This is a genomic window from Vibrio sp. Vb0304 (assembly GCF_033338995.1).
Lineage (GTDB): Bacteria > Pseudomonadota > Gammaproteobacteria > Enterobacterales > Vibrionaceae > Vibrio > Vibrio alginolyticus.
Genome location: NZ_JAWOTT010000012.1, coordinates 118,121 through 140,097, shown reverse-complemented (window position 1 = coordinate 140,097; position 21,977 = coordinate 118,121). Strand labels below are relative to the sequence as shown.

At 42.2% G+C, this 21,977-nt stretch carries 21 protein-coding genes; 11 read left to right on the top strand and 10 right to left on the bottom strand.

The genetic code is table 11. From position 1 onward, the window contains the following. Positions 1-68: 68 nt before the first annotated feature. Positions 69-761, top strand: coding sequence for an SDR family oxidoreductase (locus tag R7P35_RS15690; protein WP_054577009.1), 693 nt, complete (start codon positions 69-71; stop codon positions 759-761). A gap of 198 nt (positions 762-959) precedes the next feature. On the opposite strand, the gene dkgB is transcribed toward R7P35_RS15690, so the two are convergent. After that, complete coding sequence (gene dkgB, locus R7P35_RS15685; protein ID WP_053304418.1) at positions 960-1,760, bottom strand: 2,5-didehydrogluconate reductase DkgB; 801 nt, start codon at positions 1,758-1,760, stop codon at positions 960-962. A 112-nt stretch (positions 1,761-1,872) separates the two neighbouring features. On the opposite strand from dkgB, the gene R7P35_RS15680 reads away from it, so the two are divergent. Next, the gene (locus R7P35_RS15680) at positions 1,873-2,778 is read left to right on the top strand and encodes a LysR family transcriptional regulator (RefSeq protein ID WP_017635966.1); all 906 of its coding nucleotides are present in this window, start codon (positions 1,873-1,875) and stop codon (positions 2,776-2,778) included. A 132-nt stretch (positions 2,779-2,910) separates the two neighbouring features. Continuing rightward, positions 2,911-3,816: a TIGR03571 family LLM class oxidoreductase gene (locus R7P35_RS15675; protein ID WP_017635965.1), complete on the top strand. Its 906-nt coding sequence runs from the start codon at positions 2,911-2,913 to the stop codon at positions 3,814-3,816. Between the two features lie 115 nt (positions 3,817-3,931). Here the strand turns inward: R7P35_RS15675 and R7P35_RS15670 are convergent, their stop codons facing one another. Beyond that, the gene (locus R7P35_RS15670) at positions 3,932-4,816 is read right to left on the bottom strand and encodes a LysR family transcriptional regulator (RefSeq protein ID WP_042523726.1); all 885 of its coding nucleotides are present in this window, start codon (positions 4,814-4,816) and stop codon (positions 3,932-3,934) included. Between the two features lie 159 nt (positions 4,817-4,975). Here R7P35_RS15670 and R7P35_RS15665 point away from each other — a divergent pair, with 159 nt between their 5' ends. From R7P35_RS15665 to R7P35_RS15655, 3 genes are all read left to right on the top strand, one after another. Further along, the gene (locus R7P35_RS15665; RefSeq protein ID WP_169629157.1) at positions 4,976-6,157 is read left to right on the top strand and encodes an MFS transporter; all 1,182 of its coding nucleotides are present in this window, start codon (positions 4,976-4,978) and stop codon (positions 6,155-6,157) included. A 143-nt stretch (positions 6,158-6,300) separates the two neighbouring features. Further along, positions 6,301-6,822, top strand: a complete 522-nt coding sequence (locus R7P35_RS15660) for a TetR/AcrR family transcriptional regulator (RefSeq protein ID WP_169629159.1) — start codon at positions 6,301-6,303, stop codon at positions 6,820-6,822. Continuing rightward, entirely contained in the window at positions 6,819-7,868 is a 1,050-nt protein-coding gene (locus R7P35_RS15655) for an alcohol dehydrogenase family protein (protein WP_053350364.1), read from the top strand. Before R7P35_RS15660 ends, R7P35_RS15655 begins: the two co-directional genes overlap by 4 nt. Before the next feature lie 205 nt (positions 7,869-8,073). On the opposite strand, the gene R7P35_RS15650 is transcribed toward R7P35_RS15655, so the two are convergent. After that, complete coding sequence (locus R7P35_RS15650; RefSeq protein WP_169629156.1) at positions 8,074-8,985, bottom strand: GlxA family transcriptional regulator; 912 nt, start codon at positions 8,983-8,985, stop codon at positions 8,074-8,076. 120 nt (positions 8,986-9,105) lie between these two features. On the opposite strand from R7P35_RS15650, the gene R7P35_RS15645 reads away from it, so the two are divergent. Next, positions 9,106-9,624 carry a cysteine hydrolase family protein gene (locus R7P35_RS15645; RefSeq protein ID WP_054577005.1) on the top strand — a complete coding sequence of 173 codons (519 nt, stop codon included), beginning with the start codon at positions 9,106-9,108 and terminating at the stop codon, positions 9,622-9,624. A 120-nt stretch (positions 9,625-9,744) separates the two neighbouring features. Continuing rightward, positions 9,745-10,506 (top strand): transporter substrate-binding domain-containing protein, encoded by a 762-nt coding sequence (locus R7P35_RS15640; RefSeq protein ID WP_017635959.1) that lies wholly within the window; start codon positions 9,745-9,747, stop codon positions 10,504-10,506. A gap of 98 nt (positions 10,507-10,604) precedes the next feature. Here the strand turns inward: R7P35_RS15640 and R7P35_RS15635 are convergent, their stop codons facing one another. Further along, the gene (locus tag R7P35_RS15635) at positions 10,605-11,678 is read right to left on the bottom strand and encodes a permease (protein WP_238939341.1); all 1,074 of its coding nucleotides are present in this window, start codon (positions 11,676-11,678) and stop codon (positions 10,605-10,607) included. 346 nt (positions 11,679-12,024) lie between these two features. On the opposite strand from R7P35_RS15635, the gene R7P35_RS15630 reads away from it, so the two are divergent. Further along, complete coding sequence (locus R7P35_RS15630; protein WP_005377328.1) at positions 12,025-13,017, top strand: zinc-binding dehydrogenase; 993 nt, start codon at positions 12,025-12,027, stop codon at positions 13,015-13,017. Between the two features lie 147 nt (positions 13,018-13,164). Here R7P35_RS15630 and R7P35_RS15625 read toward each other — a convergent pair whose 3' ends face one another. The 4 genes from R7P35_RS15625 to R7P35_RS15610 all read right to left on the bottom strand — a co-directional run bounded on the left by R7P35_RS15625 (position 13,165) and on the right by R7P35_RS15610 (position 16,964). After that, positions 13,165-14,067: a homocysteine S-methyltransferase family protein gene (locus tag R7P35_RS15625; protein WP_169629155.1), complete on the bottom strand. Its 903-nt coding sequence runs from the start codon at positions 14,065-14,067 to the stop codon at positions 13,165-13,167. Between the two features lie 276 nt (positions 14,068-14,343). Next, positions 14,344-15,078: an amino acid ABC transporter ATP-binding protein gene (locus R7P35_RS15620; RefSeq protein WP_005377326.1), complete on the bottom strand. Its 735-nt coding sequence runs from the start codon at positions 15,076-15,078 to the stop codon at positions 14,344-14,346. Positions 15,079-15,092: 14 nt separating this feature from the next. Beyond that, positions 15,093-16,040: an amino acid ABC transporter permease gene (locus R7P35_RS15615; protein ID WP_005377325.1), complete on the bottom strand. Its 948-nt coding sequence runs from the start codon at positions 16,038-16,040 to the stop codon at positions 15,093-15,095. A 135-nt stretch (positions 16,041-16,175) separates the two neighbouring features. After that, the gene (locus R7P35_RS15610) at positions 16,176-16,964 is read right to left on the bottom strand and encodes a transporter substrate-binding domain-containing protein (protein ID WP_005377324.1); all 789 of its coding nucleotides are present in this window, start codon (positions 16,962-16,964) and stop codon (positions 16,176-16,178) included. A 462-nt stretch (positions 16,965-17,426) separates the two neighbouring features. Here R7P35_RS15610 and R7P35_RS15605 point away from each other — a divergent pair, with 462 nt between their 5' ends. Beyond that, positions 17,427-17,771 (top strand): DUF3316 domain-containing protein, encoded by a 345-nt coding sequence (locus R7P35_RS15605; RefSeq protein WP_005377323.1) that lies wholly within the window; start codon positions 17,427-17,429, stop codon positions 17,769-17,771. Positions 17,772-18,379: 608 nt separating this feature from the next. Here the strand turns inward: R7P35_RS15605 and R7P35_RS15600 are convergent. Together R7P35_RS15600 and R7P35_RS15595 are read right to left on the bottom strand one after the other, a co-directional pair. After that, positions 18,380-19,354, bottom strand: coding sequence for a porin (locus R7P35_RS15600; RefSeq protein ID WP_005377322.1), 975 nt, complete (start codon positions 19,352-19,354; stop codon positions 18,380-18,382). 140 nt (positions 19,355-19,494) lie between these two features. Further along, a complete protein-coding gene (locus R7P35_RS15595; protein WP_017821684.1) occupies positions 19,495-20,418 on the bottom strand; it encodes a LysR family transcriptional regulator in 924 nt (307 codons plus the stop codon). A gap of 378 nt (positions 20,419-20,796) precedes the next feature. Between R7P35_RS15595 and R7P35_RS15590 the strand changes: the two genes are divergently transcribed. Continuing rightward, positions 20,797-21,966, top strand: a complete 1,170-nt coding sequence (locus tag R7P35_RS15590) for an efflux RND transporter periplasmic adaptor subunit (protein ID WP_025768141.1) — start codon at positions 20,797-20,799, stop codon at positions 21,964-21,966. Positions 21,967-21,977 lie beyond the last annotated feature (11 nt).

Below are 21,977 nucleotides of genomic sequence, written 5' to 3'. Positions count from 1 at the left end.
TTTTGATTACATGCTTATACGTCGCCTCTAATATAGTCGTTGTTCAACTCAACAACGTAGGAGAAGCGATGTCTACTGTATTAATCACTGGCGCTAACCGTGGCTTAGGCTTGCAATTTGTCCGCCACTACCTTGGAAAAGGTTGGCAAGTTATCGCAACTTGTCGTTCACCAGAAAATGCTAAGCAGCTCAATGAACTAGTAACCCAACCCAATCAACTTCAACTGATGGCTCTAGACGTCACTAACCAACAAGATATCGATCAGTTAGCCACTCAATTAGCGGATCGTCCGCTCGATCATTTAATTCTTAATGCAGGTGTATTAGGCGAAGAGTGTGCAAAGCTTGGCGAAATGACCCAGAAAAAATGGCTAGAAGTACTAAACATAAATACCGTCGCACCTGCCCTGCTAATTCAAGCCCTACAAGACAACGTTGCGAAAAGTCAGCACAAAACCATCGTGGGAATCTCAACCCGAGTTGCGAGTTTAAGCGATAACAGTTCAGGTAACATGTACAGTTATCGAGCATCTAAAGCAGCGCTTAATCAGGTTCTAGTATCAGCAGCACGCAATCTCGAATCGCAAGGAGTAAAAACTGTCGCAGTTCATCCCGGCTGGGTAAAAACCGATATGGGCGGTGAGGACGCAACCTTTTCTGCCGAGGAAAGTGTTGCAGGCATTGTTTCGGTCGCAGAACAGCTAACACTTGAGCAATCCGGAAGCTTCCGCGTATTTGATGGCTCTACAATCGAATGGTAACTGTTCTCTAAATGACGTCTCCCGGCCAAATTGAAGGCCGGGAGAATACAGTAAACTAATAGGCCAAAAAGATAAAAGCTCGCACTATCGTCAGACAAGCGAGCCGTTATCGTCTATGGTGTTGTACTACCGTCAAACGCTGAGGAAGTCAGCGATTGCAGAGGTGTCATTTAGGCAATGATTTCCTGTGAAACTCACTCAATCATCCCACTCAGGCGCTAGCCCTTCAGGGTTTACTTCGCGGCCATTTCTTTCCAACGCATCTATCTTTGCAATCGCCTCTTCACTCAGATTAAGTTCAAGTGCTTTCAGGTTACTTGCTAAATTCTCTCGTTTAGTTGAAGACGGGATCACCGCGTAACCTTTTGACAAAGCCCAAGCAAGCGCGACTTGAGCTGGCGTGGCCTGATAGTCCTCAGCAATACCTGCAATAGTTGGGTCCCCAAGTACTTTCCCATATGCCAAGGTCATGTAAGACGTTACCTGAATATCGTTTTCCTGCATGAAGCTGACCAACTTACGATTTTGCAAATAAGGGCTAAGCTCGATTTGGTTAGTAACAATATTCTCTTTACCGACCACTTCTATCGCTTGTTGCAACAAGTCAATATTAAAGTTGGATACGCCAATATTACGGGTTAAGCCTTGCGATTTAGCTTCAAGTAATGAAGCCATGTATTCGTTCAAGTTATTGTTATTGCCAGGCCAGTGGATCAAGGTCAAATCCACATAATCTGTATTTAGCTTTTCTAAGCTCTCTTTTAGACTTGGAATGAGTTGTTCCGTGTTCATGTTATCAACCCAGATCTTGGTCGTAATGAATAGCTCATCACGTGCAATACCGGACTGTGTCAATACTTCACCGATTTCTGCCTCATTACCGTAAATCTGTGCAGTATCAATTACGCGGTAACCCACTTCTAACGCATTACGGACTGAATCCTTAACTACTTCACCCTCTAAACGAAACGTGCCGACGCCAAATGATGGTACTTTCATCTAAATCTCCTGAATTATCGATTTTATAGTTGATTCGAAGCAAAACTTTACGCCGCAAGAAACTTTCCGTAAAGTTAACAATACTCAAATCTAATTTGAAATATATTCAACAATGAAAGCTACTCTAGATGAAATGCGCACCTTTATGGCCGTGGTCGATACGGGTTCAATCAGCTCTGCGGCTGAACTGTTATCGATGACCGTCTCGGCGGTGAGTCGATCGGTATCTCGGCTAGAAGCCAAACTCGAAACGACCTTGTTAAATCGCACAACCCGTAAGTTAGATGTTACTAATGAAGGAACGATATACCTCGATAAAGTCAGACATATTGTAGAAGCAGTAGAGAATGCCGAAGCACAACTGAAAAGCCAGAAATATAAGCCTTCTGGCCTCCTACGAATAAACGCAGCTACCCCCTTCTTACTGCACGTACTAACGCCGCACATTGCTAAATATCAGAGCTTGTATCCAGAAGTCGAAATCGATCTCAATTCCAATGAGGAAAATATTAGCCTTTTGGGAACAAAAACCGATGTTGCTTTTCGTATCGGTGAGCTACAAAACTCAACCATGCGCGCGATATTTCTTGGTAAAAGTCGGATTCGAATCGTCGCGAGTCCAGAGTATTTAAGACAACATGGTACTCCAACCTCAATAGATCAGTTACTCAATCACAAGCTACTTGGATTCAACAAGCCGGAGTATCTTAAGGAATGGCCGATCATGGATGATAAGAACAAACTTCTGCGTATTATGAGTAGCCTAAGATCTGATAATGGCGAGACGCTAAGATGTTTAGCCTTACATGGTGCGGGGATAGCTTGCCTGTCTGACTTTATGACCTACTCTGACCGACAAGCTGGTCGCTTAGTGGGCGTGCTTAGTGAACACACGCATAATGTCGAACAGCCAGTTCATGCGGTGTATTACAAAAATGCCAGTACCTCACGCCGGATCAGCTCTTTTATTGACTTCATCAAGCAAGAAATCAAGGTAGAGAACCACCAGTTCCTTTAAAGACCACCGCTGTTTGTGGCAAAACACTTTTGTCTTTTTGCCGCTTTTTCTCACAACAAAAATCTCATAGTGTCCTGAATATCAGGGAGGCACCTTGCCTCCTAGTACTCAAAGTAATAGTCAGGCTTCATAATGCATAAAGATTTAAGTAACAGATTCACCATCGGTGTTGAGCTCCCCCTAGATAATGACTGGACCCAAGAAGGCCAGACAAAACGCCTGCTCCAACGAAAACCATTCGGCGTACCAGACATGAGTGCACATAAACAGCGTATTATGTTAGCCGATAAGTTAGGCTTTAACGTAGCGTGGGTGAGAGATGTCCCGTTGTACGACCCTAACTTTGGAGACGCGGCACAAATTTATGAACCGTTCAGTTATCTTGGCTATCTCTCTGCGTGCACCGACAACATTCTACTAGGGACAGCAGCGATAGTATTACCGTTAAGACAACCTTGGCTAGTGAAAAAAGCCGCTGCGACCATCAACGAGTTAAGTGGTGACCGCCTGATACTCGGTGTGGCTAGTGGAGACCGCCCTAGTGAATATCCCGTTTTTAATGCCAACTTTGACAGCCGTGGCTCAGCTTTTCGAGAAAGTGTAGAGATTTTGAAAGATACGCAAAATGATAAACTGGGTAACGATCTACAGTTATTACCCGAGTTTGCTGATATTCCTATCTATGTCGCAGGGTTAGCGCAGCAAAGTCCACAATGGATAGGAGAAAACCTAGACGGCTGGCTCGCCTACCCAGGCACACCTGATGATCATGAACACCGCGTTGCACTTTGGCGCTCCGTAGCGGGAAACAAACCCTACGCCAGCTTTATTCATCTTGATTTAGTCGATAACCCAAATGCACCAGTCGTTCGGCATCATTTTGGTATCCGGGCCGGAGTCAATGGCTTGAGCGATGAGCTAGAAAAAATGCAAGAAGCAGGAGTCAATCACATCGGGTTGCATTTCCGTCGTAATAGCCAACCAATTGATAAATCAATGGAACAGATCGCTCAGTACGTGTTGCCACGCTTTAACTAAGATCAAATAAAAATATGTGCCACCTTACTAAGGGGTGGCACGCTAGGCTTGGCAGTTGGAAAAACAAAAGCTGCAATAACGACAAAATTCTTTTGTTAAAACAACAATAATAGTGTTATTTTAAAGTAAGTCTTGGTTGAATAAAGTCGATGAACGCGGAAATACGCTTAGAGACTGAAGAAGATTTGTAGAACACAGCATTGACCTGTTCTCGTCCAGTATTTGTGATTTTTTCCGATTCAAACAATGCCACTAACCGTCCAGAATCAAGATCATCTTTCACCATAAAGCCAGATAAACATGCAATGCCGTTCCCTGCCAGCACTAACTGTCTAACCGTTTCACCACTGCTGGATAGGATATCAGGCTCTATCATCTCAAACCCTCGTAATGGCCACTGATTTAACACTTTAGCGCCAGAAAAACCGATCAAGTTATGACTGCGCAAATCGCCCACCGCTTCAGGGAAACCTCGTTTAGATAAATAACCAGGCGTGGCAACGATAAATAGTGGGCTTGTTCCTAAAGGTTTAGCATGCAGTGTTGAATCCGATAATCGTCCAATACGTATCGCCACATCGGTTCTTTTTTCCAATAGATCCACAAAACCCTCATTAGAGGTAAGATCGAGTTGAATATCAGGATAAGCCTCTTTAAATGGCTGAATTAACGGCACGAGTTGATGTAAAACAAATGGGCTAGCGGCATCAACTCTTAAGCGCCCCTTGGGTAATTCACCTCGTGTGATGATCTCTTCTTCAGCTTGCTGTATTTGTAGTAAACCTAAGCGAACCGCTTCAACAAACTGATGCCCTTCCTCAGTAACTTCCACTCTGCGTGTCGTGCGATTCAGCAAGGTTACCCCCAACTGTGATTCAACTTTACTAACCGCACGAGATACCCTAGCGACTTGAATACCTAGTGCATCAGCAGCGGAAGAAAATCCACCACTATCCACAACTGCCATGAGAATCTCTAATTCATCTGATCGGGTTAACATTTCATCCCCTTTCTTAACTGCGCATTTTAATCATTTATAACAAAAGTATTTTGTAATAAACACCATTTTTCGCAACGAATAACTCTTTAATAATACACGACATGGAGACGGGCTATTCGTTTATCCATTCATATTCAATGATTTTAAGAGAGAGTTGTTATGCCTTTAGCTTTACTTGCATTGACGCTTAGCGCCTTTGCTATTGGAACCACGGAGTTTGTAATTGTCGGTCTGATACCGACTATGGCCTCCGACCTCAACGTATCATTACCTTCAGCGGGTCTTTTAGTTAGCCTGTACGCACTTGGTGTCGCGGTTGGTGCTCCCGTTTTAACAGCGCTGACTGGTAACTGGAAAAGAAAGTACGTTCTGCTTTCTGTTATGGCACTGTTTGTTCTTGGCAATCTGTTAGCCTGGCAAGCACCTGGATACAACACACTAGTTACAGCAAGGATACTGACCGGGCTTGCACACGGTGTGTTCTTTTCGATCGGCTCGACTATCGCCACTGGCCTAGTGTCAAAAGAAAAAGCCGCTAGCGCAATTGCTATTATGTTTACCGGTCTCACCGTAGCTCTAGTGACAGGCGTGCCACTTGGCACCTGGATTGGCCAGACATTTGGTTGGCAGGCAACCTTCCTAATCGTCGCGATCCTTGGAATCATCGCACTGATAGGAAGCGCTCTGCTAGTGCCGAGTAATCTGAAACAACCACCAGCAACCAAGCTGTCATCGCAAGTAAAAGTCTTGACTCAACCTCGTCTACTTTTGGTGTACGCAATCACCGCGCTCGGTTACGGTGGTACGTTCACAGCCTTCACTTACTTGGCTCCTATTTTGGAAGAAGTTTCGGGGTTTGGCTCTAGCGCTATCAGCCTAATTATGTTGGTTTATGGTGTATCAGTCGCATTCGGCAACATCTGGGGCGGAAAGATGGCCGACTCTATGGGGCCAATCAAAGCTCTGACAGCGATTTTCTCGGGCCTAATTGTGGTATTGCTCGTGTTTAGTGTCACAGCATTTAATCCAATTTCTGCAGTAGTGACCATTCTTGTCTGGGGTGCCTTTGCCTTTGGTAACGTTCCAGGACTTCAAGTTTATGTTGTCAAACTAGCAGAGAAATATTCACCTAATGCAGTCGACGTCGCTTCTGGTCTCAACATTGCTGCGTTTAACGTAGGTATTGCACTGGGTTCTTGGGGCGGTGGCCTTATCGTGGCCAATGCTGGGCTGATGCACACACCTTGGATTGGCGCGATCGTAGTATTAGGTGCTCTACTACTAACCCGTTTCAGCGGAATGCTAGACAAGCGTGGAGAGCAGCACGCAACGGCACACTGATTCACGTTCCGAATCGATAAAAATCACTTAAGTTAGCCCGGCATTACGTCGGGCTTTCAATACAGAGTTTAAATACACCATTGACTGAGGTAGAAAGTTTATTCTACCCTTAGGTAAAACAAACGTTCTACCTGGTATGTCAAATAGTGAAAGAAAAAATCGCAGTAAGCCTAGAAAAAGCATTCAGTCAGTATGGCTTCGCCGAGCCGAGCGTCCCCCAACTCAAAAACGCCTGCGAAGTCAGCCTGAGAACCCTGTACAAATACTACCCCTCCAAGGAAGCGATGATTGTTGCAGCTCTCGAGCATCGCCATCAAAGGTATTTGAGTTTTTTGCTCGAAGACGCCCCTGCCAATGGAACACCGGCTGTATTACACCTATTCACTCGCCTCGAGGATTGGATGAAAGAGTTTGCACCGAATGGCTGCATGTCCATCAATGCATTAGCAGCCTATCCAGAAAATCTATCGATTAATCAAGCAGTAAAACAACACAAATTGGCGGTCCGTCAGCTTATGCTCCAACTAAGTCAGCGAGAAGACCTCGCAACCACACTCTTCTTGTTACATGAAGGTCTATCCAACGCATGGCCGGTTCTCGGTCACGCTGCCTTTGCATCCGCTGAACACACTCTGCTAGAACTAATGAAGGAGAACAATCAATGACCACAATCCCGAAAGTAATGAAAGGCGTCCAACTTATCGGTCATGGTGGGCCAGATATGCTTCGTTACCGCGATGATATACCTGTGCCAGTCCCCTCGCCTGATGATGTATTGATCCAAGTTGCCGCCGCCGGAGTCAATAACACCGACATCAATACCCGAACAGCATGGTATTCTAAAAACGACGCCAATAGCATGGATGCAAGTTGGTCAGGAGACGCGCTATCTCTCCCTCGAATCCAAGGTGCCGATGTATGCGGTACCATCGTCGCTGTTGGTGAGAATATCTGCCCATCACGAATCGGTCAGCGTGTGCTCATCGAACCATGTATTACGCGCTTCAACAGTCAAGCACTTAGCTCGCCTTGGTACTTCGGTTCAGAATGTGATGGTGGCTTTGCTCAGTTCACTGTTGTTGACAGTAAACATGCATTTGCTGTGAATAGTAGTTTATCGGATATCGATTTGGCCTCCTTCCCTTGTTCTTATTCAACTGCCGAGAACATGCTTGTCCGCTCTAATGTCACAGCGAGTGATACCGTACTGATTTCAGGGGCATCCGGTGGTGTTGGCTCTGCCGCAATCCAACTGGCGAAGGCGCGTGGAGCATACGTCATTGCTATCGCCAGCCCAGAAAAGAAAGAACAGATCACGGCATTAGGAGCAAACCAAGTTATCCCTCGCGATGCAAATTTAACAGCGACTCTCGGAGAAAACAGCGTTGACGTAGTGATTGATTTGGTCGCAGGAGAGCAGTGGCCACAATTTCTTCAGGTACTAAAGCCAGGATCAAGATACGCTGTTTCCGGCGCCATAGGCGGCCCAATTGTCGAGCTGGATGTAAGAACTCTTTACCTTAAAGACCTAGCGTTATTTGGTTGTACCGTTTTGGCATCAGAAGTATTCGGTAACTTGGTTCGCTATATCGAACAGAACGCAATTCGTCCCTTAGTCGCGGAGTCATTTCCCTTGAACCAGATAGGTCAAGCGCAAGAAGTATTTTCACGCAAGCAACATATTGGGAAACTGGTTTTGGAAATCACATAGCTTTTGTGATTAACAACGATCTATACAAGTCATTGTAATTTGAGAACCCTTTAAGCATTCTACAAAATGTTCAGTAATTAGGAGTACGCTACGGTTGGCTTAGCTTGTTATCCCTTTTCATCACGCTAAGCCAGCTTGTAAAAATATGCGGTGTTTGCTTCTGAGTTATAAATGTTTAATACCAACATTATCTTACTTCTGGCGTTCATGAACAGAACCGAGATCTGAACGACTTCGGTGTTAAACCTACGATTCTATTAAATATTTTCCTGAACGCGCTCACATCTTGGTAACCCACTCTAAATGATATTGCGTCAAATGTTAGGGTTGTCGACTCAAGTAAATCACAAGCTTTTTGTACTCTTAAGCTTTGTATGTATTGGTTAACATTGAAACCTGTCGCCTTTTTAAAGCGTCGCTGCAATGTCCTTTCTGTTAAACAACTCAACTCTGCAAGCTCTTTATTGCTCAGTTTTCCTTGATAATGATCGTTTATATAGTGCTGTATTTGAACAATTACCTCATCACCATGTTGGAAGTTTGGAGTAAACTGTTGATAAAAGCGTTGCTCTCTCGGACCAGTATCAATAACCAACATTTTTCCTAACAGGCGCATTACTGCCGGTGACGCAAATAAGGAAACCAACTCCAAACCTAAATCCACCCATGACATCATACCCCCAGCCGTAATGATCGTTCCTTCGTTAATAAGGATGGCTTCTTGTCTTACGTGGATATCGGGAAACTGACTCGCTAATGAAGGAGCTAAGTCCCAGTGTGTCGTACAAGACTTATTGGTCAACAACTGGGTTTGAGCAAGAATAAAAGTACCAGCGCAGGCGGAGGCTAAAATCGCACCTTTACTATATTGGACATTTAACCAGTCGAGTAGCTCTGGCTCTGGTTCTAAGTAATATTGACCAGTGCCGCTAGGCGGAATCATTACCGCTGTTTTCACATCGAAGTGCGTGTTTGGCCAGTGATCCAATATCTCTACTTCAAAGTGCACATCAACGCCCAATTTAGCCGCCGCACGGTTTGCCATCTCGAAGAGTTCGCTTAAACCATATACGGAGGCTTGCGAGCTATCTGGGTAATTAACGAGTGCTATTTTCATTTTCAATGATCTTCAAGTGTCGCTTTTTGACTCTTTTGTGTCATTTTAGACTCTAAAGAAGGTAGCTAAAAGTCTTTATATTATTCGTACCGCAATGATCCTGAATAAAAGGAAAAGAAAATGACTCAAAAAGCCCTACTTGTAATTGATTTGCAAAACGACTATTTCCCAGAAGGAAAGTTTCCTTTATGGAATACAGAATCAACTTTAGACAATGTTAAGAGAGCAATAACTAAAGCCAATGAGCAAAACATTCCTGTGATTCATATTCAGCATATTGCCGATCCTGACATGGGCATTGCCCCATTCTTCAATGAAGGCAGCGACGGTGCCAATATTCACCCAGAAGTTCTTGCTTTAGCGCCGAATTCCGAAATCGTGGTAAAGCACTTCGCAGATAGCTTTGAAGGAACACGTTTAGAAGAAGTATTGGCAAGCAAAAATGTAACGGAGTTACTTGTATGCGGAATGATGACACAAAACTGCGTCACACATACTGCTATCTCAAAATCTGCGGACAAGTATGATGTTTCGATCTTAATGGATAGCTGTACCACGGTCGATGAAATGATTCACAACATTGCACTTCACGCTGTCTCAACGAGAGTTCCCCTCGTAACTATTGAAGATAAGCTGTAATACACGTAAAACCTTTCGCTCACACAATGCGGGCGAAAGGTCACACATATATGCACTTTCATTGATATTTGCTTACTTTGTGTTAAACATTGGTTTCCAAATAGTTACAAGGAAACATTTATGAAATGGATAGTCGTATTGTTTATTAGCTTATTTTCAGTTTTCAGCCATGCGAAAGAGTGGAAACAAATTCGCTTCACTGTTGAAGGGGCTTACCCTCCATTTAGCTGGACGACAAAAGAGGGAAAGCTAGAAGGGTTTGAGGTCGACCTCGCTAACGCGTTATGCAAAGAGTTAGAAGTAAAGTGCGTTATCTCAAAAATGGATTGGGATGGCATCATCCCTTCTCTTCTTAGTCGCAAGAACGATGCGATTATTGCTGCAATGACAATCACAGAAGAACGAGAAAAGAAAGTCGATTTCACCGTCCCTTATGCAAAAGTACCGACTCGTTTTGTAATGAAAAATGATAGAGAAATCAACATGGAGGACGGCAGCCTAAATCGTTTATCTATTGGAGTTCAAAGAGCCACAATTGGTGATAAGTACCTTTCTGCCTTGTATCCAGATATTGATATTCGTCGTTATGGTACGTTCGATGAGGCATTTACCGATCTACTCAATGGACGGTTAGATGCTGTATTTGGCGGCTCAATCGGTTTAAGTGCTGGTTTTCTTGAAACTGCACAAGGTGAAGGCTATCACTTTACTGGACCAGCGTTTACAGAGGAAAAGTGGTTCGGCCGTGGCATTGGCGTAGCAGTGAGAAAACAAGACAAAGAATTAAAAGCATTACTCGATAGCGGAATACAAAAATTGATCCAAAGCGGTAAGCATAAAACCATCGCCAGCAAGTATTTCTCCTATAGTATTTACGAGTAACCTCTTTATCTTTTTATAGCCTGCGCGGTATAGGAAACTTCCCTTTCCCTATATGGCGACAAAAACAGAGCCCTCGAGCAGTCGCCCGAGGGTTATTTTTATAAAAAAGCCCACGTATATAAGTAACCCGCTCCCATGGCCATCGTTAAGATAACGATTAGGAAGGCAGCGATCATTTGGTTCTTAAAAATTGATTTCAACAAAATCACTTCTGTAAGACTTGCGCCAGCACTACCAATAATAAGCGCCATAACAGATCCAAGAGCCATACCTTTTTGTACTAGTGCCGCGCTAAGTGGAATGACCGCCTCTGCACGGATGTACAATGGAATACCAATGATTGCTGCGACCGGAATCGCGTACCACTTCGCTTCACCAGCGAACTCCGCAATGAACTCCGTCGGGATGAAGCCATAGATAAATGAACCAATCGCAATGCCCATCATGAGATAAGGGAACACTTGCTTAAAGTCTTTCCAAGTTGATTGCCAAATACGTACCCAGCGGCTAGGCTCTTTCTCTTCCACGACTGTCGCTGTTGCACTACCGCCAGATGAACAGCAAGACACTTCCACTTTAGGTTCAGGTTTTGGTGCATCACCACAACAAGATGTTTTCGCCGCAACTGGCGTAGGTTCATTGCAGGCGCTGGTATCACAGCTTGATGCTGGTCTCGCTTCTTCTTTTTTCTTGCTTGAATCGCCACAAGAAGTACCGCACGAAGAAGAACCTACCGCTTGATATGCTTCTGGTTTGACGTAACGTTCAAACCCTAGTTTTTCAAGTACATAGCCTGCTACCACTGATACTGACATCGCGATAGCAAAGTAAAATACCGCAACTTTCCAACCAAAAGTCACCACAAACAAACCAATAATCACTGGGTTAAGCAACGGGCTTGCAAATAGGAACACCATCATAGGTCCAAAACCAGCTCTTGCACGCAACAAGCCTTTTAAGAAAGGAATGGTCGAACACGAACAGAAAGGCGTAATCGAACCTAGCAACGCAGCAATGAAGTAACCTTTACCCTTTTTCGAGCTGAGAATAGATTGAATTTTTTCTGGCGTTAGAAAATCTTGCAACACACCGACAATGTAGCTAATTGCCAGAAATAAGATGATAAGTTCGGTTGCTAGAAACGCAAACATATCCAGCGCTTCTTTAGCCATAGTTATAATTTCTGTATTCACATTTACTCTCCTCGTCATTTTTCGCTAACAAGCTTACCTGATAGACAAGTCTTTATTTCGATATTTCTGGAATTATAGAATCGCAAAACAAAAAATCAACAGAATATTTCCATAAAAATGGAATAATAAAACTAGTCATTACTTATCATAAAGTTACATGTCGTTAGCTATGCAGACTGGTTGTCTATGATAATTTCAGAGCATCTCGAATCCTTTTTATCAAACATAACCTAAAATTATCAAAATAAGAAAAAACCATAATTATTGCAGCAGCACCCTCTGAGTTAGTATGACTTTCGACCATTCTTAATAATAAGGAAAACCTATGAGAGCGATAACTTACCAACGAGATAACGATACTTTCTCTTTATCCGAATTACCTACACCAAAACTAGAAACCCAATTTGATGTATTGGTTAAAGTTAACGCTGTTGGTTTGAATCCTGTCGATGCAAAAATTCATTATTGGTCAGACATGGTCACTAACATGGATAACAATTTTGTTGGCGGGTTAGACGTATCAGGAGAAATAGTCTCTGTAGGCGATGCGGTCGTTGATTGGAAGGTTGGCGATAAAGTGTTGTATCACGGAAACATGAGACGCCATCACGGAGGATTCGCTGAATTTGCTATCCATGATTCAAGAACGCTTATAAAGCACCCTCAGGTTCCGGTTGAAGTAGCAGCATCTACACCTTGCGCAGCCTGGACCGCATATCGCGCTTTGGTAGACAAGCTCGATATTTCAAATCGAAGCAGCATTTTTATCGCCGGAGGTGCTGGCGGCGTTGGAAGCTTTGCTATTCAGTTAGCAAAGACATTTGGTGTTGAACAGATCATTGCTACTAGTTCAGAAGCTAATCACGCATATTTGTCCTCGTTAGGAGCAACCCATACGATTGATTATCATCATGAAGATGTAGTTCAACGAGTAATGGACATTACCGGAAATCATGGCGTTGAGGTTGCACTCGATTGTGTAGGCGGTGATAACGACCGAATTGCAGCCTCGGTGTTAACCTTTGAGGGAGAAATGGTGGAGCTCGTCAAGACTGTCGACCCTTCTCAATATCCAGATGCCTTCTTAAAAGGCTTGGGCTTCCACCAAATAAGTTTGGGCTCTGGTCATGTCTTTGGCGAGAGAGGGTTTGCAAGTATCGTTAATGCCGGAAAGGAAGTGTCTGAGCTATTAGAAAATGGAGAATTGGAAGTACCGAAACTGAAGATCATCGGCTTAGAGGATGTAGGTAACGCACTCTTGGACATGCGAAATCAGAGAACAGTTGGAAAGATTGTCGTTAATCTGAACCAAAAATAATTAATAAAAATCTCGAGGCACACTGGCAAAGTAATGAGCAAGTTAAAGCATCTTGTTACTTTGCCAGATACGAAAGACTTTTATTTTATCTATAACGATGAATGAAAAACAAAATCTCTTGTCATGCTTCCCTGCACTTCACCAAAATTAGGCGTTTTCGAGAGTGTCTCTCCAAGCCGCTAGCAATTTAATATGACGTGGTTCAATCCCACAGCAACCACCAATAATGCTTGCTCCCTGCGCATGCCACTTTTTAGCATACTCAAGATATTCAGTCGGAGAGAAATGACGAACTTCCTGAATGGTCTCGTTGGCTTGGTGCGCTTGCTTTATCGGAGCAAAACTATTTGCGAAAACACCTATCGTCAATTCTCTACCTGACTCACTCAATACTGCTTGTGTATCAATGATCGCTTGCTCGACAACTTCAGGAATAGAGCAATTGAAAAAGATACCTGAAACATTTGTTTTCAACAGCGTATTAACCGCGACTTTAAGAGATTCCCCTGAGCGAAGGCGAGGCAAAGAGTTAGGCTCATCCATTAAGGTGAAAGCAATATAATTGGGCTTATCTGTTTTGGCTAAAATTATTGATAGAACCTCAACTTCAGCGAGGCTAGACACGGTCTCAGCTAACCAAATATCAACATATTGATCTTGAGCTTCAAATAACTCAGAAGCCACTTCCAGTGCCCTTTTCGGCTCGAATAATTCAGGCCTGTAAGACCCCATTACAGGAGGAAGAGACCCCGCAACGAGCACTCTACCGTTAGAGCTGGTGACTACATCTCTGGCAATTTTAGCTGCAGATTTTGCTAACTCAGTCCCCCGTTTTGCATAGAGTTCCTCGCCTAAGTGAAATGGGACACATGCATAACTGTTAACAGTGATAATCTCAGCGCCAGCGTCTATGAAATTCTCATGGGCCATTTTTACATACTGTGGTGATTCAATTAGCGCTTGTGCACTCCAAAGCGGCTGAGAAAAAGGGGCGCCAATACGTTTTAACTCTCGCCCCATGCCACCATCTAAAATTGTTACTTTCTTCATTTAGACATCCATACCGCCAAACATCCATAAGCTCTATTCAAACACAATTTTTATCAATTCAAAATGAAATTGTTATGTTTAAAGTGAACAAAAACTTAATGGCTGATTAAACACTCTAGTATTTACCAGACCTTTCATTCGGACCAAGATAATGTTATCGCCATTAACTTCGAGTAAAAAGCCCATTATCTATGTCTCTCGGCGAGGCGGGCGTTACGAGCAACAATAGTGCATGAAGTGATTGAGGGACTCGCCCTCAATCAAATTTTCTCTTTATTATAAGACCTTAGATAAAAACTTCTGCAATCTAGGATTGGAGGGGTTATCAAAAAATCGCTCAGGAGAGTCAGAAACCAAAAGCTCACCATCTTCCATAAACAACACCCTATCAGCGACCTCTTTTGCGAAACCCATTTCATGAGTAACCACTACCATCGTCATTCCGTCCTTGGCCAAATCTTTCATCACATCAAGAACTTCTCCAACCATTTCAGGGTCTAGTGCTGATGTGGGTTCATCAAACAACATAATGTTGGGCTTCATTGCTAACGCACGAGCGATTGCGACGCGCTGCTGCTGTCCACCTGATAAATGATTAGGATAATTATCCATTCTCTCCGACAGACCGACTTTATAAAGCAAATCTTTTGCTTCTTTCTTCACCGATTCAGGGTCACGTTTAGAAACCTTTAAAGGTGCTAACATGACGTTCTCTATCGCCGTTTTATGTGGAAAAAGGTTGAAGCCTTGAAATACCATGCCCACATCAGCGCGTAGTTTATTGATATCCGTAGATTTGTGGTACATATCGATACCATCTACGATAATAGACCCACTATTTATTGTCTCTAATTGATTAATCGTCCGTAAGAATGTTGACTTACCAGAACCTGACGGTCCTACGATGACAATCACTTCCCCTTTTTCTACATTTACCGATACGTCCTTGAGCGCATGGCAGCCATTAGGGTAAATTTTATTAATTGTTTTTGCTGAAATAATGTATTCCATTAATGACTCCACCATTAATCACTTGCTGCCAATTTCTTTTCTAACGTTTGTATTGCCCAAGATAAGGTACTAGTTAGAAGCAAATAAAGGGCCGCAACGGTAAACCAAACTTCAAATGGGGCAAAACTACCACTTACGACTTCCCTGCCCGCTTTTGTCAGATCAGTAATCGAAATCACGGAGACAAGTGAGGAATCTTTTATCAGATTGATAAACTGCCCGGCTAAGGGAGGTAATGTCTGCTTAAACGCTTGAGGTAAAATGACATAAATCATCGCTTTGGGATAATTCATTCCTAGTGAACGCGCCGCTTCCATTTGTCCTCTTGGGATTGACTGGATTCCCGACCGCACAATTTCTGCGACGTAAGCGGCGGTAAACACGGAGAGCGCTATCACTCCCGCAGTAAAACGCTCAAGGTCAAGCACAGTACCAATAAAGAAGTAAACGATAAAAATCTGTACTAAAAGAGGCGTTCCACGAATGACCTCGACATACACAAGCGCCAGCTTTTTTAATGCCGGATTGCTGGATATGCGCATTAGTCCAACAACTAAGCCCAACGCTAGAGCAATGATAAGTGACCAGAGCGAGATTTTAATGGTCGTCACAACACCATCTAAAATTGGGCCAGAGCGCCACTCTTTTATAGTTGCTAAGGTATCTCCTTCAAAAATAAGATCACCTTCATAGACGTCGACAGACTTATATTGGCTTAGTTCAAGAACAATATCACCATGAATACTCTCCAGAGCCAGTTGGTTATTCTCGTCGAGAATGATGTTCCCATCGACAGGCGCGGTAATGGATGAAGCAGCGTTAGTGGCAATATAAGGAAGGACACGCTCCCAATTCCAGCTGTAATCGATTCGCTTACCTGACAGATAGACAAGGCCGCAAATTGATAGCAAAACAAGAACAAAAACAGCGTTCCACAATAGGGATTTAAAGTTATTTTGCATGTGATTCCGAGAATGACTTTGATTAAAGTTGGTTGGGTATTTGAATAAAGAAAAGCGTTAGCTTCACAGCGCGAACCGTTTGGTTGGCGATGAACCGAGCCAGAAGCTAGCCGCTCCTCTACAATAACAAAATGATTACTTAACTTGCTTTAACCATTTATCGTCGTTAAACCACTTATCGTAAATGCGATCGTAAGTTCCATCGCCCTTAATTTGACGTAAATAGTTGTTTAAGAAGTTAAGCGTATCTGGATTTCCTTGCGGCACAGCCCAACCCAAAGGCTCGTAAGTAAACGGTTTAGCCAAGTGCATTAACTGCCCTTTGTTTTCCGCCACATAAATAGAGTTGTAAGGAAAGTCATAAACAAACGCATCTACCTTTCCGTTGGCAACCTCAAGTACCGCTTCAGACTGAGTTTCGTATAGATTTATCTTAGCTTTCGGAAGGTATCGTTTTACCGCTTGCTCACCCGTTGTCCCAAGCTTAGTTGCAACAACATATTCTGGACTATTGAGATCTCGGTAACTAGACACTTTACCTTCATGTTTGAGATCTACGAGAATGGATTGACCAATAACCACATAGGGATCAGCGAAATTCACCTGAGTATTTCGCATAGGTGTGATAGTCATCCCGCCCATAATCATGTGACACTTACCAGTCAACAGTGTTGGGATAATGCCATCCCATGAAGTGTTTACCGGCACAAACTTAACATCCATGGCACGCGCCATTTGCTTACCCAAATCGATATCAAACCCGATGTACTGCCCATTTTTTGCTGTCATTTCAAAAGGCATATACCCAGAATCAAAGCAGACTTTTAGCTCCCCTGTACTTTTGATGTCGTCTAAAATTGGGTCTGCATTAACCGTCGTCGAAACAGCTAACCCCAGTGCAGCAAAACACAATAACTTTTTCATGGATATTCCTTTATCATTTGTTGTAAAGTTTTTTTATACACGACAATAGAATAAAAAACCACAAACAATGACTTTTTAATCACTAAGAATTTGTAGGATCGTTACTAAGCTGGAAGATCTGAATGAAAATCTATACCAAGCCATTGCAATTGAATTGCATGCATTAAGTGATTAAGTTGTAGGCAGGTCACTATAACGACAAGAAACATACGCTTTGACTGAATAGTCAGCGTTTCCGAGAGTGGTTTAATTATTAACGAAACCATACAGATATTCGCTTTTTCACATTGACCGTAGTGTCAAAAGTGCTTGAGTTTTATTGTTGACAATTCTTCCATAGTTAATGGTGACAAATGTGATGTACAGCACATTTCTATAATGGCACTATCACCTTTGTCGAGAGATATTAACAAGGATTCGTTGGACATCTTGACTTTGTAATACAAATAAAAAGGTGACTATATGAAAAAACTAATGACGCTCTCATCACTATTATTATTCAGTTTATCTGCTACTGCTGGTATTCATGTCGAACACTCTACAAACAAAGTTGTTCTCAATGACTTTACGACAAAAGATGCCGCTTATAGCTCTGCGTTTGATCTTGTCGATGAATACCAAACGCTATCAAAACATGAACTTAGAAATCGTCTAAACATCATTGGAAGCGGTTTCCCTCGTGATATTGCAATCGATGATAGTAAGGTGAGAGTTGAAGAGTACGCACTTAACCGTGATGAAGTTAAATATCGTGCAATCATAAACTTCGATTATCACTTCAGAACAAGTGACGGCGGTAAAAACTAAAAAATCATCTGCACCTTTACTTTCTTAGAGCCCTTCCTATTTTAAGAAAGTAAAGGTGTCTAATCATATTGAAACGACGGCTTTTCATAAATCGCTCTCTCCTTACATAAGCAGTATCAATCCCTACCTCTATCGTTTACATAAGAATCTTTTTTCCAATCTTCATTGAGATACATTTCGTCGTTTGGCGCTTTGTCATTCGCTTGGTGCGCCATATGGATTCCACATCACTTAAATGAAAAAGATACTTGAAATTGAGTTTAATTTTCTATGAAGATTAACTAAATCTAAGATCGACAATTATCGTTACATTTTTATCGTTTATAGCAATATATAAAATGACTATTTTTTTAATTAACCATAAAGCGTGAAAATAAAAAAAGGCAACAAGACATTTCTTGTTGCCAAAGAAAAAATACATCATTCAAAAAATATGAAAATGAAAACTAGCAGTGGACTAGCTAACAAAACAATTATATTCAAAACACTTAAACAAGTAACGATCAATATAATCCATTATATATGGACGAAAGTCAGCACTTATGAACTTACACCGACAAATAAAAAAGCCTGAAAATAGTTTCAGGCTTTTTAGCTTTATTAATTTTTTAGAATGAATATCTCGCAGCTATTGCAAGAATATCGTCTTCATTGTCTACATCTGTAATTCTGTATTCTGCTAGTGCTTTAAAATTAGAAGTCAAATCATACTCTGCACCTAGTGAGTAGTAATCGACGACATCTTCATCATCACGCTCTAGATTGTTATAGCCAACTAGTGCCCAAAGCTTATCTGTTACTTCATAAGTGGCAACTGCTTCAATACCGGTGTAATCAATATTACTTTCAGAACCATCTTTAGCCCAGTTTTCACCATCACTGTATAAAACAGAGGCATAAAACTTGTCGTATTCAAATGCAATAGCACCCGTTAGCAGCTCTGCATCTTCTGCACCCGATTGCCCTTCACCTTCGTTGTAACCAAGCGCAACTTTGAAGCCATATGGCAACTTGTAGTCAGCCGCCGCACCATAAGAGGCTGCATCTGTTGACACTTCATCGTTTTCAGCCTGATAGCTAACATGAATATTCAAACCTTCATAGCTTGTCGTTAGCTTAAATACTGAATCGGAGCGACCGGTACCATATAGATCCGCACTTACGCCAGCAGCTTCATTACCAAACTCCGGGAAAATATCCGTGTAGTCAGATACTAAAGTGACCGCACCGTATTGACGTCCATAACTTACTGTTCCGTAATCTGCACCAACTCCTACATAGCCTTTTCGGATATCAAATTCATCATCTTCAATCCCATCAGCATCTCTGCGATTAGACTTAAATTCCAACTCATATAAGCCGAAGGCATAAAGATCTTCATTTATTTTAGACTCACCTGAAAGTCCTACACGAATGTAGCTATTATCTCCGTCAGCATTTTTATCATCAGAGAAATAATACATCCCTTGCGCTCGGCCATGAATATTTAACACTGATTCTTGATCTTCATAAACTACGGCTGAATTTGCAGCACTTGCAGAGAAAAGTGCTGCGATTGCGATCGACGTTCTTGTCATTTTCATTTAATTACCACTACTTGTGTTGTTTGAATCGAGTGAAATTATGAACAGTGGCAATTATTTTTAAAGTGCAAATTCAACCATATTCTATGGATAAATATAAACAAGCCCTCAATCTAAAACATTATGTCCTAGTACTCATATTAGTCGAGATAATCCATCCAAACAGGAGGCGTTCCTATTATTTTTTGAACAGTATCAATGAACAGTTTGGCTAATGGTTGTTGATTTCGGTGAGTATACATTGCATATATTTCCCCTATTGCGGGAAGATTATAATCAGGAAGCAACTGTACAAGATCTTGTTTACTCAAACTCTCCTGAAGAAAGAACTGCCCAATTAAAGCATACCCTAAATCAGATTTTACGGCATCGAGCATTAACTCAGTTTCATTCACGAAGTACTGCCCATTGATATTATACGTTCTAACGTCGCTTGATGACTGGCTTGGCGCTATACGTAGCTTATCTGCCTTAAAGTTAGCATTAGAGTATATTACTGCTGGCATTTTTATAAGCTCTTCTGGAGAGCTCGGGGTTCCATACTTATCAATAAAACTCTTCGATGCAACCAGTGCCATATTATTGCTTGCCAACTTACGTACTATCATGTTGGACTCTCGGATTGGTCCGATACGAAACACAACATCAAAACCTTCGTGGATAACATCGACTCGATTATCATCGAGCAGCAGCTCTACAGTAATGTTTGGGTACTGTTTTATAAACTCTTTAACTGCCTGATTTAAGTATGCTCTGCCAAAGAAAGTGGAGCTTGATATTTTCAGATTACCCTTCGGCTCATCCTGAAATGTAGCAGCAATACTACGAGTTTCAGTTAGAACCTCTCTTACTTTCTTAGCTTGCGCCACCATCTCAACACCTGCATTGGTCAGCGATAGCGAACGCGTGGAACGGTTTAACAGCCGTAAGCCCAATTCATCCTCTAGCTTTTTGATCTGTTTTGACAAAGCTGAACGATCTATATGATTTCTGTCAGCAGCCTTAGCAAAAGTTCCGTATTCAGAGACATCCAGTAGTAATTCAAGTTGGCTTGCGAGATCCACTGCACAATTCCTTATTTAGTTTTTATTCTTTATGTGATGGGAAATGGATTTTACAAAATTAATTTCAATTTTTTATGGTTCAAATTGCATCAGTGAATTGCAAATAATGCACGAATTAAAAACGCTTTAATTTTCGTCGCTATCTTTAGCTTCTGTTTAGTTATTCCTATCTATTATGGCTTATTACATTTAACAATACTCCACGTCTTTAAAACCCTAAAGTGACCTTTTTCAAACCAAAAAGTGAGCATTTTGACCAATATTTAATCGTGCATTTTTATCACTACTCTATGTTCGCTGAGGGCCTATTTACCCATAGGTACAATGAATACAATGCCGTTCCTTTTAGTATGAACAGAATCATTTAGGGCGCGACAAATGTTAAAGAAAGTTTTCGGCATTGGCCTTTTATCCGTTTTAGCTGCTTGTGCAGACGAAGAGATAACCAAACAACCTAATACTCCCTTACCTACGATAGACGTCTCCAAAGTCATCTATGAGCCCGTTCAATCGTGGTTCACCTTTACAACAAGGCTCCAAGCCCCAGAGAAAGTTTCTTTAATGCCACGCGTTTCCGGAGTTATTGAAACGGTAGAGTTCAAAGACGGACAGAGTGTCAACAAAGGCGACTTACTCGTCACTCTTGATGATCGAACCTTCAAAGCTCAGGTCTCACGACTTGAAGCGCAAGTTAAGAGTGCTCGAGCTGCGCTAGAGCAAGCAGCAAACGAACAAAAGAGAGCCGCTCAACTTGTTAAGCGAAAGGCCATCTCAGCGGAACAAGCAGAGGCCCGAGATACCGCAGTAAAACAACGCTCTGCAGAACTAATGGCCTTGCGTGCTCAGTTAGAATCCGCAAAGTTAGATCTTGAGTTTACGAAGATATATGCCCCTATTAGCGGCACTATTTCAAGAGCATTCATTACTAAAGGAAACAATGTAAACGCAAATCAAAGCGTTATATCAAACATTGTCTCTAACGATCAGGTATATGCATACTTTGATGTCGATGAGCGAACTTGGAACCGTTACTTCTCGACAATCAATGCCGACTCTAACTTACCTACTCGTCTTGAACTATCTGGACAAAATGGGCAGGTGTTTTTTGGACGCGTTGACTTTGTCGACAACTCCATCAACGAAAACACCGGTACTTTGCAGGTTCGAGCGGTATTCGATGCAACAAAATCAAACTTAAAAGTGGGATCGTTTGGCCGAGTTCAGATATCAACAACCAAACCAGTTGAACGAGTTCTCGTTCCAGAGCGTTCTATTGGCACAGATCTAGAAAACCGCTTTGTATTAACACTCAATGAAGAGAATACGTTGCAATACAGCATCGTAACCTTAGGCGAACGTTACGGAACATTTCGTGCCATCGAGAATGGCTTGAACGCCGACTCAATTATTGCGGTAAATGGCCCAGCAAAAGTTGGCCCAAATAGCAAAGTCACACCAAAAAATGTCACGCTAGATATTAGCAACACTTCATTGATTATGGCTTCAAACTCAACATCGTTGCCAAACAAACGTTTAGCTCAAGACTAAGAAGACAACCG

Excerpts from the sequence above, each read along its gene's own strand:
- R7P35_RS15690 (WP_054577009.1), top strand. The coding sequence starts at position 69 with ATGTCTACTGTATTAATCACTGGCGCTAACCGTGGCTTAGGCTTGCAA.
- dkgB (WP_053304418.1), bottom strand. The coding sequence starts at position 1,760 with ATGAAAGTACCATCATTTGGCGTCGGCACGTTTCGTTTAGAGGGTGAA.
- R7P35_RS15680 (WP_017635966.1), top strand. The coding sequence starts at position 1,873 with ATGAAAGCTACTCTAGATGAAATGCGCACCTTTATGGCCGTGGTCGAT.
- R7P35_RS15675 (WP_017635965.1), top strand. The coding sequence starts at position 2,911 with ATGCATAAAGATTTAAGTAACAGATTCACCATCGGTGTTGAGCTCCCC.
- R7P35_RS15670 (WP_042523726.1), bottom strand. The coding sequence starts at position 4,816 with ATGTTAACCCGATCAGATGAATTAGAGATTCTCATGGCAGTTGTGGAT.
- R7P35_RS15665 (WP_169629157.1), top strand. The coding sequence starts at position 4,976 with ATGCCTTTAGCTTTACTTGCATTGACGCTTAGCGCCTTTGCTATTGGA.
- R7P35_RS15655 (WP_053350364.1), top strand. The coding sequence starts at position 6,819 with ATGACCACAATCCCGAAAGTAATGAAAGGCGTCCAACTTATCGGTCAT.
- R7P35_RS15650 (WP_169629156.1), bottom strand. The coding sequence starts at position 8,985 with ATGAAAATAGCACTCGTTAATTACCCAGATAGCTCGCAAGCCTCCGTA.
- R7P35_RS15645 (WP_054577005.1), top strand. The coding sequence starts at position 9,106 with ATGACTCAAAAAGCCCTACTTGTAATTGATTTGCAAAACGACTATTTC.
- R7P35_RS15640 (WP_017635959.1), top strand. The coding sequence starts at position 9,745 with ATGAAATGGATAGTCGTATTGTTTATTAGCTTATTTTCAGTTTTCAGC.
- R7P35_RS15635 (WP_238939341.1), bottom strand. The coding sequence starts at position 11,678 with ATGGCTAAAGAAGCGCTGGATATGTTTGCGTTTCTAGCAACCGAACTT.
- R7P35_RS15630 (WP_005377328.1), top strand. The coding sequence starts at position 12,025 with ATGAGAGCGATAACTTACCAACGAGATAACGATACTTTCTCTTTATCC.
- R7P35_RS15625 (WP_169629155.1), bottom strand. The coding sequence starts at position 14,067 with ATGAAGAAAGTAACAATTTTAGATGGTGGCATGGGGCGAGAGTTAAAA.
- R7P35_RS15620 (WP_005377326.1), bottom strand. The coding sequence starts at position 15,078 with ATGGAATACATTATTTCAGCAAAAACAATTAATAAAATTTACCCTAAT.
- R7P35_RS15615 (WP_005377325.1), bottom strand. The coding sequence starts at position 16,040 with ATGCAAAATAACTTTAAATCCCTATTGTGGAACGCTGTTTTTGTTCTT.
- R7P35_RS15610 (WP_005377324.1), bottom strand. The coding sequence starts at position 16,964 with ATGAAAAAGTTATTGTGTTTTGCTGCACTGGGGTTAGCTGTTTCGACG.
- R7P35_RS15605 (WP_005377323.1), top strand. The coding sequence starts at position 17,427 with ATGAAAAAACTAATGACGCTCTCATCACTATTATTATTCAGTTTATCT.
- R7P35_RS15600 (WP_005377322.1), bottom strand. The coding sequence starts at position 19,354 with ATGAAAATGACAAGAACGTCGATCGCAATCGCAGCACTTTTCTCTGCA.
- R7P35_RS15590 (WP_025768141.1), top strand. The coding sequence starts at position 20,797 with ATGTTAAAGAAAGTTTTCGGCATTGGCCTTTTATCCGTTTTAGCTGCT.